9 protein-coding genes are annotated in these 14,716 nt (G+C 74.5%); 8 read left to right on the top strand and 1 reads right to left on the bottom strand.

Going from position 1 to position 14,716, the window contains the following annotated elements:
* Positions 1-14 precede the first annotated feature (14 nt).
* The 7 genes from ABZ815_RS29925 (at position 15) to kstD (ending at position 12,937) form a co-directional block, all read left to right on the top strand.
* The gene (locus ABZ815_RS29925; RefSeq protein WP_357703708.1) at positions 15-1,610 is read left to right on the top strand and encodes an FAD-dependent oxidoreductase; all 1,596 of its coding nucleotides are present in this window, start codon (positions 15-17) and stop codon (positions 1,608-1,610) included.
* A gap of 31 nt (positions 1,611-1,641) precedes the next feature.
* A complete protein-coding gene (locus tag ABZ815_RS29930) occupies positions 1,642-2,853 on the top strand; it encodes a cytochrome P450 (RefSeq protein ID WP_357703710.1) in 1,212 nt (403 codons plus the stop codon).
* A 55-nt stretch (positions 2,854-2,908) separates the two neighbouring features.
* Positions 2,909-5,755 (top strand): AAA family ATPase, encoded by a 2,847-nt coding sequence (locus ABZ815_RS29935; RefSeq protein WP_357703712.1) that lies wholly within the window; start codon positions 2,909-2,911, stop codon positions 5,753-5,755.
* A 74-nt stretch (positions 5,756-5,829) separates the two neighbouring features.
* Positions 5,830-5,952 (top strand): hypothetical protein, encoded by a 123-nt coding sequence (locus ABZ815_RS29940; RefSeq protein WP_357703714.1) that lies wholly within the window; start codon positions 5,830-5,832, stop codon positions 5,950-5,952.
* Between the two features lie 29 nt (positions 5,953-5,981).
* Entirely contained in the window at positions 5,982-10,019 is a 4,038-nt protein-coding gene (locus tag ABZ815_RS29945; protein WP_357703716.1) for a S8 family serine peptidase, read from the top strand.
* A gap of 195 nt (positions 10,020-10,214) precedes the next feature.
* Complete coding sequence (locus ABZ815_RS29950; protein ID WP_357703718.1) at positions 10,215-11,105, top strand: YihY/virulence factor BrkB family protein; 891 nt, start codon at positions 10,215-10,217, stop codon at positions 11,103-11,105.
* A 74-nt stretch (positions 11,106-11,179) separates the two neighbouring features.
* On the top strand, positions 11,180-12,937 hold the full coding sequence (kstD, locus tag ABZ815_RS29955) for a 3-oxosteroid 1-dehydrogenase (RefSeq protein ID WP_357703720.1): 1,758 nt from the start codon (positions 11,180-11,182) through the stop codon (positions 12,935-12,937).
* Positions 12,938-12,940: 3 nt separating this feature from the next.
* On the opposite strand, the gene ABZ815_RS29960 is transcribed toward kstD, so the two are convergent.
* Complete coding sequence (locus ABZ815_RS29960) at positions 12,941-13,594, bottom strand: hypothetical protein (protein ID WP_357703722.1); 654 nt, start codon at positions 13,592-13,594, stop codon at positions 12,941-12,943.
* A gap of 200 nt (positions 13,595-13,794) precedes the next feature.
* On the opposite strand from ABZ815_RS29960, the gene ABZ815_RS29965 reads away from it, so the two are divergent.
* The gene (locus ABZ815_RS29965; RefSeq protein ID WP_357703724.1) at positions 13,795-14,640 is read left to right on the top strand and encodes a M55 family metallopeptidase; all 846 of its coding nucleotides are present in this window, start codon (positions 13,795-13,797) and stop codon (positions 14,638-14,640) included.
* Positions 14,641-14,716: the final 76 nt, after the last annotated feature.

Below are 14,716 nucleotides of genomic sequence, written 5' to 3' on the forward strand. Positions count from 1 at the left end.
CGGGGGGATGGCCGGTGAAAGTCGTCGTCGATCTGACGCGTTGCCAGGGGTACGGGCAGTGTGCCTTCCTCGCGCCCGACGTCTTCACCATGCGCGAGGAGTCCCTCCTGTACGACCTGGACCCCGGCGACGAACGGCGCGAGCACGTGCTGCGCGCGGCGGCGGCCTGCCCCGTCCAGGCCATCCACCTCGACTGGACGGCGACCCGGCTCACGTCCGAGCCGCCCAGCCCGCCGGCGCGCGGGATGACCGACGGGCGCATCGTCATCGTCGGCGCGTCCCTGGCCGGGGCACGGGCCGCCGGTGTGCTCAGGCGGGAGGGCTTCACCGGGTCGCTGACGGTGATCGGGGACGAGTCCTCCGAACCGTACGACCGGCCGCCGCTGTCCAAGCAGGTCCTCATGGGACAGGTGCCGCCCGACCACGTCATGCTGCCCCGCCTGCGGGAGGTCGAGGCCGACTGGATGTGGGGCACCCGGGCGTCCGGCCTGGACGTGGCCGGCAAGCGCGTCCTGCTGGACGACGGCCGCGAGGTCGGCTTCGACCGGGTGCTGCTGGCCACCGGCACCCGCGCCCGGCCCTGGCCGAACGAGGAGGAGGCCCGGCTGGAGGGCGTCCACACGCTGCGCTCGATGCGGGACGCCGCCGGGCTGCGGGAGGCGCTGGCCGCCCGTCCCAACCGGGTGCTCATCCTGGGCGCCGGGTTCACCGGCAGCGAGATCGCCTCGGTCTGCCGCGAGCTGGACCTGCCCGTGACGGTCGTCGAACGCGGCCAGGCCCCGCTGGTCAACGCGCTCGGCGGCGTGATCGGCGACGTGGCCGCCCAGCTCCACCGCGAGCACGGCGTGGACCTGCGGTGCGGCACCACGGTCACCTCGCTGGAGGGCGACGGGCACGGGCGGCTGCGCGGCGCCCGCCTGTCGGACGGCAGCACGGTCGAGGCCGAGGTCGCCGTGGTCGCGCTCGGCTCGGTGCGCAACGTCGAGTGGCTGCGCGACTCGGGGCTGGCCGCGGGCGTGTGGGGGGTGGCCTGCGACGCCGGCTGCCGGGCCGTGGACACCAACGGCCTGGTGACCGACGACGTGTTCGTCGCCGGCGACATCGCCCGTTTCCCGCACCCGCTGTACCAGTACCAGTTCATGACGCTGGAGCACTGGGGGAACGCGGTCACGCAGGCCGAGATCGCGGCCCACAACATGGTCAGCGACCAGACGCACCGCTGGCCGCATCTGTCGGTGCCGGTGTTCTGGTCCAGCCAGTTCGGGGTCAACATCAAGTCGGTGGGCGTGCCGACCTTCGCCGACGAGCTGGTCGTCACCCAGGGCTCGACGGACGAGCGCCGCTTCGTCGCCGTCTACGGCTACAAGGGCCGGGTCACCGCCGCGGTCACCTTCGACCAGGGCATGTGGCTGGAGTTCTACCAGCGGCTGATCGAGCGGGCCACGCCCTTCCCGCCATCCTTCCGGCACGTCGACCAGCGGGGGGAGGCGCGGCCCGTACCGGCCCGGGTGCCCGAGCGGCTGATCGCGGCGGAGGGGGCGACGGTCGTGGTGACCGGCCACGACCCGGCCGAGCGGCGCGCCTCGCTGCTGCACGCGCCGCAGAGCTGACCCGGCAGGAACCCAGACAGGAGTGCAGGACATGACCTCGGACGCCGCCTTCCAGCGCATCCTCGACCCGGCCGGCCGCGCCGACCCCTATCCGTCCCTCGGGGAGCTGCGCAGGAACCCGGTGACCCGGCTGAAGGACGGCTCGTACGTGGTCAGCACGTACCGGGAGATCGTCGAGCTGCTGCACGACCCGCGGGTGAGCTCCGACCGGCGCAACCTGGCCGACGCGCCGGAGACACCGGAGCACGCGCCCGCCTTCATCCGGCTCGACCCGCCGGAGCACGACCGGCTGCGCCGCCTGACCATGCGCCACTTCGGCCCGCCGCACTCGCCGGGCGTCGTGGACGGCCTGCGCCCGATGATGCTGGCCACCACCACCGAGCTGATCGACGCCCTGGCGGGCAAGAACCGGGCCGACGTCGTCGACGAGGTCGCCTACCCGCTGCCGATCGCGGTGATCTGCCGGCTGCTCGGCGTCCCGGCGGAGGACGAGCAGCAGTTCCACGCCTGGGCGGACCAGATCGTCGAGACGCTCGGGCCGGGCGAGGAGGACCGCGCCGAGCGGGCGCGGGAGCGCCAGGCGGTGTCGGAGAACCTGGAACGTTACCTCGCCGGGCTGGCCGAGGAGCGGCGGCGGGAGCCGGGCGACGACATGTTGTCCGGGTTCGTCACCTACGAGGGCCCCGACGGCCGCATGACGCCGGAGGAGGTCGTCGCCACCTCCCTGCTGCTGCTCATCGCCGGGCACGAGACCACGATCAACCTCATCGCCAACGGCATGCTCACCCTGCTGCGCGACCCGATCTTGCTGGAACGCGTGCGCGCCGACCCCGACCTCGTCATCACCGCGGTCGAGGAGCTGCTGCGCTTCGAGCCGCCCGTGCAGCTCGTCTCCTCGCGGGTCACCCTGGACGACGTGGTCGTCGGCGGCGTGACGATCCCGGCGGGCTCGCCCGTCGTGCTCGCGCTGGCGGCGGGCAGCCGCGACCCGGCCCACGTGCGCGAGCCCGACCGGTTCGACCCGTGCCGCAGGCCCAATGAGCACCTGGGGTTCGGCGGCGGCGTCCACTACTGCTTCGGCGCGCCGCTGGCCCGGCTGGAGGCGCAGGTCGTGCTGGGCGAGCTGGTGCGCAGGGTGCGCAATCCGCGGCTGGTCGCCGACCCGCCGCCGTACCGGCCCAGCGCGGTGCTGCGCGGCCCGCGCCACCTGCTGATCGACTACGACGGCATCGCCCCCGCCTGACGCGGCGGAGTGCCCTGACGTTGATCTATGGGTTCGTGTGCAGTTGAATGAGCGGGTGCGTGCTGGGCGGGTGGTCTCCCCGGTTCTGGTGGGTCGGGAGAGCGAGCTCGCCCGGCTCGTCGCGCTGGTCTCCGGGGCGCCCGCCGTGGCCGTCGTCGAGGGCGAGGCCGGCATCGGCAAGTCCAGGCTGACGGCCGAGCTGCTCGGCGATCCCGCGGTGGCGGGCCTGCGGGTGCTGAGCGGGGCCTGCGTGCAGATCAGGGAGCCGTTCCCGCTGGGGCCCGTCGTCGAGGCGCTGCGCGGGCGCGCGTCCGAGCTGGACGGGGCGGCGCTGTCGCCGGTCGCCGGGGCGCTGCGCGAGCTGCTGCCGGAGCTGGCCTGCGTGCTGCCGGAGACGCCGCCGCCGCTCGACGACCGGGCGGCCGAGCGGCACCGGGTCTTCCGGGGGCTCGCCGAGGTGCTGACCGCGCTCGGCCCCGCCGTCCTGGCGGTGGAGGACCTCCACTGGGCCGACGGGCAGACGGTCGAGTTCCTGACGTACCTGATGTCGGTGCTGCCCGGCACGTTACGGGTGGTGCTGACGTACCGGAGCGAGGAGGCGTCCGGGCCGGTACGCGCGATCACCGCGCGCGCCCCCGACACGATCGCGGCCGAGCATCTGGTGCTGCCGCCGCTCGACGCCGCCCAGACGCGGGTGATGGCCTCGGTGATCCTCGGGGCCGAGGAGGTGACGGCGGAGTTCGCCGAGCACCTGTGCGGGCGGGCCTCCGGGCTGCCGCTCGCCGTCCAGGAGCTGCTGGCGCTGCTGCGCGACCGCGGCACGCTGATCCGGTGGGAGGGCGGCTGGGCGCGGCGGGCCCTGGAGGAGCTGGACGTGCCGAGCGGTGTGCGCGCCTCGGTGCAGGAACGGGTGGCCCGGCTCTCCCCCGGCGCCAAGGAGGTGGCGGAACGGGCCGCCGTGCTGCAACTGCCGGTGCCGGTCGCCCTGCTGTCGGGGCCGGACGTCGGCGCGATCGACGAGGTGCTCGGCTCCGGGCTGTTCGCCGACACCGGCGGGCTGGTCGGGTTCCGGCACGTGCTGGCGGCGCAGGCGGTCTACGAGGCGATCCCGCTGGGCCGCCGGCAGGCCCTGCACGCGGCCGCCGCCGACACCGTACGCGAGCTGCGCCCGGTCCCGCTGGGCCGCCTGGCCCACCACCTGCGCCAGGCCGGCCGGGCCGATCAGTGGGTGGAGGCCGCGATCGAGGCGGCCGAGCAGGCGTCGAGGCTGGGTGACGACGCCGAGGCCGCGCGCCTGCTGGAGGACGTCCTGCGCGGCGCCGAGCTGCCCGCCGACCGGCGCGCCGAGCTGACGGTGAAGCTGGGCTGGGCCGCCCTGGAGCTGCTGCGCCCGCCGCCGGTCGCCGACCTGGTCACCGGCGCGCTGGAGCAGGACGTGCCGCCCCCGTTCCGCGGCCACCTGCGGCTGCTGCTGGCGCTGCATCTGGAACGCACCCGCATCGACGGCGCCCGCATCGGCGAGGCGTTCGCACGGGCGGCCGACGACCTGGCCGGCGAACCGGGGCTGGCCGCGTGGGCCATGGCCGGGGTCGGCCGCCCGCCCAGCGGCCTGCCGCTGGAGGAGACCATGTCGTGGCTGGAACGGGCGCTGGCGACGCTGCCCGCCGTCGCCGACCCGGCCATGCGCATGCTGGTGCTCGGCAAGATCGCGATGATCTTCGTGGTGATGGGCGACCCGCGCTGGGCCGTGCTCGCCGACGACCTGCTGCGGGAGACCGGCGGGCGGCGGCTGCTGCGCCGCGAGGTCAACGCCTACCGCTCGATCGGGGGCGCGGCCCTGTTCAGCGGGCACCACCGCCGGGGCCGCCGCCTGCTGACCGCGGCGGTCGAGGACGGCGCCGAGCCGGACCTGCGCGAACGGCTCGAACTGCGCTGCCTGGTGAACCTGGCCGCGGCCGACTACTTCGAGGGCTCCTGGCACGGGCTGCCGGCCAGGCTCCAGGAGCTGCGCGACCAGTTCGGCGACGAGCCGCACGAGCGCATCCTCGTCGACATCGTGACCGCCTGCCTGGCCGCGGTGCAGGGCCGCCAGGAGGCCGCGCTGCCGCCGCTGCTCGACGCCGCCGCCGAGGCGCGTACCCGGGGGCAGTACGACGACCTCGTGCTGCCGCTGGCGATGCTGCTCAGGCTGACCGCCGCGCGGGGCGAGCCGGAGGCGGCGATCGAGGCGGCCGTCGAGGCGGGCCGCCACTGGGAGGCGAGCGAGCTGTGGCCGGTGGCGGTCCGCGCGCTGCCGGGGTTGACCGAGGCGCTGCTGGCGGCGGGCCGTCCGGAGGAGGCGGCCGAGGTCGTGGCGCGGCACGCCGTCCGGGTGGACGGGCTCGACGCGCCGCTGGCCGCGCCCGCGCTCGCGCAGTCCCGCGGCCTGCTGGCCGCCGCCGAGGGGCGGTGGGCGCGGGCCGCGGCCGAGTTCGCCGCCGCCGCCGACGCCTTCGAGACGGTCCCGGCCCGGTACGAGGCCGCGCAGGCGAGCGAGCAGGCCGCCGCGTGCCTGTTCGCCCTCGACGACCCCGAGGCCGCCGTCCGGCTGGGCCGGGCCGTCGCCGTGTACGCCGACCTCGGGGCACGCTGGGACCTCGACCGCGCGACCGGGCTGGGCCGCAGATGGGGCGTGCGCCCGGCCGCGCAGAGCGCTCCCGCGCAGGCGGGGAACGACCACGCGCTGTCGGCCCGGCAGGAGCAGGTCGCCCGGCTGGCGGCCGAGGGGCTGACCAACCAGGAGATCGCCAGGGAGCTGTTCCTGTCGCCGAAGACGGTGGACAAGCACGTGAGCGCGGCCATGCGGAAGGTGGGGGCGCGGTCGCGGACGGAGCTGGCCCGCCACCTCCTCCCCGGCGACTGAATCGGCAAGTTGGGGATTTTTCCCCATAGGGCACCCCATACCCCACCCCATACGGCTGCCGCGACACTTTCGGCATGTCCGAAAGCACCCACGACCCCGGCCGGCCGGACCCGGACGACCCCGTCCCCGACGCCTCCTCCCTCCACGAGGAGACCCCGGAACCTCCTCGCCCCCCGGACGGCTTCGAGCCCGTCTGACCCCCTCCCCCCCCGCCAGAAAGGCCACCATGGCACTGCCCCGCCCCCCGCTGGCGCGCCGGACAGGCGTCCTGCTGACCGCGGTCACCGCGCTCGCCGGCGTGCTGACCGCCGGACCGGCGACCGCCGCGGCGCCGGACACCCCCGCCCCCGCCTCCCCCGCTGTCCCCGCCGTCCCCGCTGTCCCCGCGCAGGCCGCCAAGGACGTCGCCCTGTCCGGGGTGCGCGCCCAGAAGGTCACCGTCACGCTGATCACGGGCGACAAGGTGCAGCTCACCCGGTCGGCCGCCGGCCGGTACCACGTCGAGCCGGCCCCCGGCACCCGCCAGGACGGCCGCCGGATCAACCTGTTCACCCAGTTCACCCCGGACGGCGTCTTCGTGCTGCCGGACGACGCGATCGCCGCCGTCCAGGCGGGGCTGGTGGACCGGCGGCTGTTCGACGTCAAGTACCTGGCCGAGAACGGCTACGCCGACGACGTGGCCAAGCGGCTGCCGGTCATCGTGCAGTACCCGGGCGACCAGCCCGAGGCCGCGGTCAAGCGGTCGGCCGCCGCCGTCCCCGCCAGCGACCCCACCCGGACGCTGGAGAGCATCCACGCCTCCGCCCTCGACGTCACCAAGGCCGAGGCGGGCGCGTTCTGGCAGGCCGTACGCGGCGGGCAGAGCGCCGGGGAGGGCCTGGCCAAGGCGCCCGGCAAGCTGAACGGCGGCATCGCCAAGCTGTGGCTGGACGCCAAGGTCAAGGCCGACCTGGACGTGAGCGTCCCCATGATCGGCGCACACCAGGCATGGGAACGCGGCCAGGACGGGACCGGCGTGAAGATCGCCGTCCTGGACACCGGCGCCGACACCGGCCACCCCGACCTGGCCGGGAAGATCGCCGACAGCAAGTCGTTCGTCCCGGAGGAGCCCGTCAAGGACGGGCACGGGCACGGCACCCACGTCGCCTCCACCATCGCCGGCACCGGCGCGGCCTCGGGCGGCAAGTACAAGGGCGTCGCCCCCGGCGCGCAGCTCGTCGTCGGCAAGGTGCTCGACAACACCGGCTCCGGCCAGGAGTCGTGGATCATCGAGGGCATGGAGTGGGCCGCGCGCAGCGGCGCCAAGGCCGTCAGCATGAGCCTCGGCGGCCCGCCCAGCGACGGCACCGACCCGCTCAGCCAGGCCGTGAACGACCTGACCGCCGAGACCGGCACCCTGTTCGTGGTCGCCGCGGGCAACCTGTACGAGGCCGAGACGATCAGCATGCCCGGCGCCGCCGACGCCGCGCTGACCGTGGCCGCGGTGGACAAGAAGGACCAGCTCGCCGCGTTCTCCAGCCGCGGGCCGCGCCCCGGCGGCGGGCTCAAGCCCGACATCGCCGCGCCCGGCGTGGACATCGTGGCCGCGCGGGCGGCCGGCACCGCCATGGGCTCCCCGGTGGACGCCAGCTACACCGGCGCCTCCGGCACCTCCATGGCCACGCCGCACGTGGCCGGCGCCGTGGCGATCCTGGCACAGCAGCACCCCGACTGGACGGGCCAGCAGCTCAAGACGGCCCTGATGTCCACCTCCAAGGACGACGGCTTCACCGTCTACGAGCAGGGCGCCGGCCGGGTGGACCTGGACCGCGCGACCAGCCAGCAGGTGTTCGCCGGCGGCGGCGTGGACTTCGGCCTGCTGGAGGCCGGCAGCGCGGCGAAGACCGGCGAGGTCTCCTACCGCAACCTGGGCGACCGGCCCGTCACGCTCACGCTGAAGGCGGCGATGGGCGCCGCGAAGCCGGTGCTCGCCGACGCGACGCTGACCGTCCCCGCCGGCGGCACGGCCGCCACCACCGTCACCCTCGACCCGGCCGAGCTGGCCGTCGGCACCTACAGCGGGGCCGTGACGGCCGAGGCCGACGGCGTCCGGCTCACCACGCCGCTCGGCGCGGTCCGCGACGTCCCCAAGTACGACCTGACCATCCGCACCCTCGACCGGGACGGCAAGCCGCGCACCCCGTCGGCCATGAGCGTCCTGGACGTCGACGGCAACAAGGGCGTGCTCGGCCCCCACCGCATCGACGACACGGGCCTGGTCGTGACCCGCGTCCCGGCGGGCACCGTCAGCCTGCTCCAGGTGCTCGACTGGGTGGACGGTGACGACCGCGCCAACCGGGCCTGGCTGTTCGAGCCCGAGCTGACCGTCACCGGCGACACCGAGGTCACCCTCGACGCCCGCAAGGCCACCGAGATCAGCTTCAGCGCCCCGAAGACCGCGCAGCCGCTGAACAACGCCCACGACGTCTTCTTCCAGCGCACCCTGCCCAACGGCAAGGTCTACGGCGGCACGCTGCTGGCGAGCCGTCCGGTCGGCGCGTGGGAGAAGACGTGGGCGCTGCCGACCAGGAAGGTCACCAAGGGCGGCTTCCGCTTCACCGGCCAGTGGGAGCTGGGCGTGCCCGAGGTCACCATGACCATGCGCGCCTCCAAGCGCACGACCCTGCACCCGGTCACCCGCGTCCACGTGATCGACTCGGGCGAGATCCATCCCGGGTACGTCCCGTTCGCGGGAAGCAAGGACCTGCGGGTGGTCGACGCGGGCAAGGGCCGTCCCGAGGAGCTGGCGGGCAAGGACCTGCGCGGCGCGCTCGTGCTGATCGACGCCGAGCCCGCCGAGGGCGTCCTCGGGCCGGTGTGCGGCCTGCAGATCGAGCGCGTGGGGCCGATCAGGGACGCGGGCGCCGCCGGTGTCCTGGCCTTCAACGAGCAGGCCGCCTCCTGCCCGATCCCGCTGCCCATCTCGCAGAAGCCGTTCAGCGGGCCGTTCAAGCCGGTCAACATCCCCGTCGCCTACGTCTCCAACGCCGAGGGCGTGAAGATCCGCGAGGAGGCCGGGCGGGGCAAGGTGACCGTCCGGGTCGAGGGCACGCCGGTCACGCCGTACTCGTACGTGTTCAGGCCGTCCGCCGACGGGCGCGTCCCGGACTCGATGCGGTACGAGGTGAGCGAGCGCCGGCTGCACCAGGTCGACCTCGACGTGCATGGCGCGCCGTACACGAAGTACATGAGCTGGCGCGCGTCCTGGCGGACCGACGACATCTCCTACACGACGACCAACACCGACCTCATGCACTGGTCGATGCCGATGCCCGAGCGCAGGTCGCAGTACATCTGGCCGCTCGATGCCAGGACCGTGAGCGAGGCGGGCCTGTCGGCGCTCGTCGGGTCCGAGCCGGGTGCGGAGATCCAGGAGACCCGCTACCGGGACGAGGTGTTCGACCGGCCGGGCACCACCGTCCAGAAGTGGTTCGCCACCCCGAGCACGCCGGGCGCCTCGACGGCCTCCGACAAGCTGTACGCGCTCGGCGGCGACCCGGACGCGCCCCCGCTCAAGCAGAACGTCATCGGCGTGCCGTGCGCGATCTGCGTGCACGACGGCAACCTGTGGGTGACGCCGTCCCTGGTCAACGGGGTCGGGGAACGGCGCGACGACGGCAGCTCGTTCGGCGACCTCGCGCCGCGGTACGAGCTGCACCTGTACCGCGACGGCAAGGAGCTGCCGAACGCCCCCGTGCCGGGGTTCGACACGCTGCCGCGCTACCCGCTGCCCAAGGAGCCGGGCGTCTACCGGCTGACGGCCAAGAACGCCCAGCAGGACATCGAGTGGACGTTCACCGCGCCGCCGGCCAAGGAGCAGCTCAGGCCGGGCGTCAACTGCTACGCCTGGTTCCTGGACGGCCTGGTCGAGCAGTGCCGCACCACGCCGGCGGTCTACGTCAGCTACGACCTCGGTGACAGCCTGTCCGCCGGGAACACGGTCGCGGCCGGGCGCAGGCACACGTTCGAGCTGGAGGCCTACCACGGGCCGTCGGCGGCGAAGATGCCGGCGATCACCGGCGTGCGGCTGTGGACCAGCACCGACGACGGCGCCACCTGGCAGCCCGCCGACCTCAAGAAGGGCCGGGACGGCGTCTACACCGCCGGCGCGAAGTACCCGGCCCATCGCGCCACCAAGGGCGCGGTGAGCCTGAAGGTGGAGGCGTGGGACGCGGCGGGCAACCGCGTCAGGCAGACCACCCTCCGCGCCTTCGACCTCCGCTGACCGCGACGACCGCGGCCGCCCGCCCGGCGACCGCGGTCACCCGCCGGGCCGGCCCGCACGCCCGGTGGCCGCGGTCACCCCGCCGGGCGGGCCCGACGGTACCCCGCCCGTTCCCCTGCTGATCGGCTCATGGCGGTACGGTGAGCACCCGGCGGCGTACGGCCACCGGGACGCGAGCGAAGGGGACCCCGCGCCATGAACGCCACCAGACCGCACAAGCGCCTGGCGGCGGCCTGGCAGCGGGCCCGCGACCGGCACGGCTGGCTCGACCACCTGTCCCGCGCCGTGGTGCGCTACGACAAGGCCGACGCCGGCCGGCTGTCGGCGGCCCTCACCTACTACTCCTTCTTCGCCACCTTCGCCCTGGCCCTGCTGGCCTTCGGCATCCTCGGCCACGTCATGGACGACCCGACGGTCCTCGCCACGGTCCAGCACTACCTGAGCGAGAACTTCCCGCGCCTCGACGTCCAGGCGATCCGGGAGGCCGGGGGCACGGCCGGCGCGGTGGCCTTCGTCGCGCTGCCGGTGACCGGGCTGTTCTGGATGGACACCCTGCGCTCGGCCACCCGGGCGATCTGGCAGCTCGACGAGTACCCGGGGCGCTTCCTCCTGCGCCAGCTCATCGACCTGGGCGTGATGGCCGGGCTCGGGCTGCTGCTCGCCCTGTGCCTCGCCGTCGCCTTCGCCGCCGAGCGGCTGCTGACCTGGCTGGCGGTGCTCACCGTGGGCGTGGAGGCCCTGCCGGCGCAGTGGGTGCTCACCGCGGCCGGGATCGTGCTCGGCCTCGGCGTGAACACGCTGCTGGCCATGGCGCTGCTGACCGCGCCGCCCCGGTTGCGGGTGCCGCTGCGCCGCGTGATGGGCCCGGCGCTGGTCATCACCGCCGGGCTGGAGATCCTCAAGACGATCGGCCAGGTCTACGTCAACCTCACCGCGGCCAACCCCGCCTACCGGGTCGTCGCGGGCGCGGCGGGCATGCTGCTGTTCCTGAAGGTGCTCAACCAGCTCATCCTGTTCGCCACCGCCCTGACGGCGACCGGCACGGCGGGCCACGTCAAGGATCTGGGCGTCCGGCGGGGCCGTTGACAGGGTAACCAACCAAGCGCATGCTCGTTTCGGCGAGGGGGCCGACCGGCTCTCCCCTGTCGAAGGGATCACCGATGCGACCTGCCTCAGCGGCCTCCGACGACCTCACCCCCCAGGGGCGCAGCCGCCGTTCCCTGCTCATCGCGGGCGGGATCCTGGTCACCGGCGCGGCGCTCGGCCAGGACCCGGCCTACGCCGAGGCCGACTACGACGTGGTGGTGGTCGGCTCCGGGGCCGCCGGGATGACCGCCGCCCTCACCGCCGCCAAGCGCGGCCTGAGCACCGTCGTGCTGGAGAAGGCGCCGACGTTCGGCGGGTCCGCCGCGCGGTCGGGGGCGGGCATCTGGATCCCGTGCAACGAGGTGATCCTGGCCGCCGGGGTGCCGGACACGCCCGCCAAGGCCGCCGCGTACCTGGCCCGCGTGGTGGGCGACACCGTCCCGGCCGCGCGGCAGCAGGCGTTCCTGAACGCGGGGCCGCAGATGATCTCGTTCGTGACGCGCAACAGCCCGCTGCGCTTCCGGTTCATGGAGGGGTACTCCGACTACTACCCGGAGTTCCCCGGCGGGATGCCGGGCGGGCGCTCCATCGAGCCGGACCAGTTCGACGGCAACCTCCTCGGCCCGGAGCTGGCCCGGCTGAACCCGCCGTACATGGCGACCCCGGCGGGCATGGTGGTCTTCAGCGCCGACTACAAGTGGCTGACGCTCGCCCTGGTCAACCCGAAGGGGGCGGCGGTGTCGGCGGCGTGCCTGCTGCGGGGCACCGAGGCCGCGCTGCGCGGCGAGAAGCCGCTGACGATGGGGCAGGCGCTGGCCGCCGGGCTGCGCGCCGGGCTGCTGGCCGCCGGCGTGCCGGTGTGGCTGAACACGCCGCTGCTCGGCCTGCACGTCGAGGACGGCCGGGTCGCGGGCGTGGTCACCCCGGCCGGGGTGGTCAGGGCCAGGCGCGGAGTGATCGTCGGGTCGGGCGGGTTCGAGCACAGCGCGGCGATGCGGGCCGAGTTCCAGCGCCAGCCCATCGGGACGAGCTGGACCGTCGGCGCCAAGGAGAACACCGGCGACGGCATCGAGGCCGGCGAGCGGGCCGGCGCCGCGCTGGACCTGATGGACGACGCCTGGTGGGGGCCGGTGATCCCGCTGCCCGGCGAGCCGTACTTCTGCCTGGCCGAGCGGACCCTGCCGGGCTGCGTCATCGTCAACGGCGCCGGCCGGCGTTTCGTCAACGAGGCCGCGCCCTACAGCGACGTCGTGCACGTCATGTACGACCGCAACACCCCGTCCGACCCGCACATCCCCGCCTGGCTGATCATCGACCAGCAGTACCGCGACAAGTACCTGTTCAAGGACATCGCCCCGCTGCTGCCCTTCCCCGACTCCTGGTACGACAGCGGCGCCGTGTTCAGAGCCCCGACGATCGAGCAGCTCGCCCGGAAGATCGGGGTGCCGGAGGCCGCCCTGCGGGCCACGGTCACCCGGTTCAACGGGTTCGCCCTGGCCGGGCGGGACGCCGACTTCCACCGCGGCGACAGCGCCTACGACCACTACTACGCCGACCCGTACGTCCGGCCCAACCCGTGTCTGGCGCCGCTCTGGCTGCCGCCGTTCTACGCCTTCAAGATCGTCCCCGGTGACCTGGGCACGAAGGGCGGCCTGCGCACCGACGCCCGGGCCCGCGTGCTGCGCGCCGACGGCTCGGTCGTCCCCGGCCTGTACGCCGCCGGGAACGCCAGCGGCGCCGTCATGGGCCACAGCTACGCGGGCTCGGGCTCGACCATCGGACCGGCCATGACCTTCGGCTACGTGGCCGCGAACGACCTGGCCGGCGGCTGACCGTCAGTCGGCCGTGTAGCTGATCGAGCGCACGTCGTAGCCGGTCGTCCTCGAACCGCGCACGTGCATGAACATCGCGCCGCCCTCGTAGGACCAGGCGCACCCGTAGCCCTTCGGCTCCTTGGTGCACCCCTGGAACTGGTGGACGACGCCGCGCGGGTCGTACCTGACCCGGAACAGCGTCCGCACCGCGCCCTCGGCGCCGACCTCCAGGGCCGCGTACCTGTCGCCGCGCTTCCAGGCGGCGAACAGGTGCCCGGCCGCGGCGGACGGCCGCTCGACGTGCCGTGACAGGTAGACCTTGGTGACCTTGGAGCCGGTCACGGCCATCGCGATGCCGTTCAGGCCGCCGGGCACGCGCACGCTGGTGTGCACGTACCGGCACACGCCGTTCGAGCAGCCGTCGAAGCGGTCGGGGGCGCGGTAGGCGTAGGTGAAGATCGTGCTCACCGCGGCGGGGGTGGCGACCGCGGCCGCGGCGGCGCGGTCGCGGGCCAGCCAGGCGCGGAACAGCTTGCCCGCCACCTTGCCGGGCGCGGGGGCGGCGGCGGAGGAGGCCGGGGTGGCGGCGAGAGCCGGGGCGACGGCGGGAAGGCCGAGCGTCAGCGTGACGGTCGTCGCGAGGGCGGCGCCGCCGAGAAGCAGTCGTCTGGACACGCTCCGACGCTAGGATCCGCCCCTTGCGCGGCGATTGCTCCCGGCTTGCAGCTGATCCGGCACGCCCCCGGGCGGGATCAGCCGCAGGCGCCGGATCGTGCGCGCACACGAAAACGCGGGCCGCCGCGTTGTGCGGTGGTCCGAAGACACGGCGACGCTTCTGGGGGAAGCTGGCCAACCCCCCGTGTGAGAGGAATCCAATGGACGTCTATATATCCGTGGACATGGAAGGCATCTCCGGCATTGCGACGATCGACCAGGTCTCGCGTGGCGGACACGGATATCCGCGCGCCCAGGAGCTGATGACCGCCGAGGCGAACGCCGCGATCGCCGGGGCGTTCGAGGCCGGCGCGGACAGCGTCACGGTCAACGACAGCCACGGCACGATGGACAACTTCCTTCAGGACGCCCTCGACGAGCGGGCCCGGCTGATCACCGGCAGCCCGAAGGCGCAGTGCATGGCGCACGGGATCGGCGAGCGGCACGGGGTCGCGCTGTTCGTCGGCTACCACGCGCCCGGCGGCTGCCCGGGGGTGCTCGCGCACAGCTTCTCGTCGCTGTTCGCCTGGCTCAAGCTCAACGGCGAGTACGTCTCCGAGGCCGAGGTCAACGCGCTGCTCGCGGCCGAGCACGGCGTGCCCGTGGGCCTGGTGACCGGCGACGACCAGATCTGCGAGCTGGCCGGACGGCGGCTGCCCGGGGCGCTGACGGTGACGGTCAAGCGGGCCGAGGGCGTGACGGCGGCCGACAGCCTGCATCCGCGGCGGGCCCGGGCACTGGTCGCCTCGGCCGCGGCCGAGGCCGTGCGGAACGCCTCCACCCTGCGTCCGGTGCCGATCCCGGAGCGACTGGTGCTGACCGGCGGCTTCCAGACGGCGGCGGCGGCCGAGCTGGCGGCGGGCGTGCCGGGGGCGTACCGGGTGGACGAGACGAGCGTGACCTGCGAGGTCGCCGACCCCTCCAGCCTGGTCGGCCTGATCGGCGTCTGGTACGCCACCTCGGCCCAGGCCGCCCGATCCCGCCTCCCCCTCCTCGGCATCCACTGAGCTCCCCGGCCCGCGGCGACGGCTCCCCCCCCCCCGGCCGGCCCGCACCCCCCACCGCGGGGGGGGGGGGCGGGCC

It is taken from the genome of Nonomuraea sp. NPDC047529 (genome assembly GCF_040642995.1).
Classification (GTDB): domain Bacteria; phylum Actinomycetota; class Actinomycetes; order Streptosporangiales; family Streptosporangiaceae; genus Nonomuraea.

What these genes read in the sequence shown, in the direction of transcription:
- kstD (WP_357703720.1), top strand. Translation starts at nt 11,180, where the DNA reads ATGCGACCTGCCTCAGCGGCCTCCGACGACCTCACCCCCCAGGGGCGC.
- ABZ815_RS29965 (WP_357703724.1), top strand. Translation starts at nt 13,795, where the DNA reads ATGGACGTCTATATATCCGTGGACATGGAAGGCATCTCCGGCATTGCG.
- ABZ815_RS29930 (WP_357703710.1), top strand. Translation starts at nt 1,642, where the DNA reads ATGACCTCGGACGCCGCCTTCCAGCGCATCCTCGACCCGGCCGGCCGC.
- ABZ815_RS29950 (WP_357703718.1), top strand. Translation starts at nt 10,215, where the DNA reads ATGAACGCCACCAGACCGCACAAGCGCCTGGCGGCGGCCTGGCAGCGG.
- ABZ815_RS29940 (WP_357703714.1), top strand. Translation starts at nt 5,830, where the DNA reads ATGTCCGAAAGCACCCACGACCCCGGCCGGCCGGACCCGGACGACCCC.
- ABZ815_RS29945 (WP_357703716.1), top strand. Translation starts at nt 5,982, where the DNA reads ATGGCACTGCCCCGCCCCCCGCTGGCGCGCCGGACAGGCGTCCTGCTG.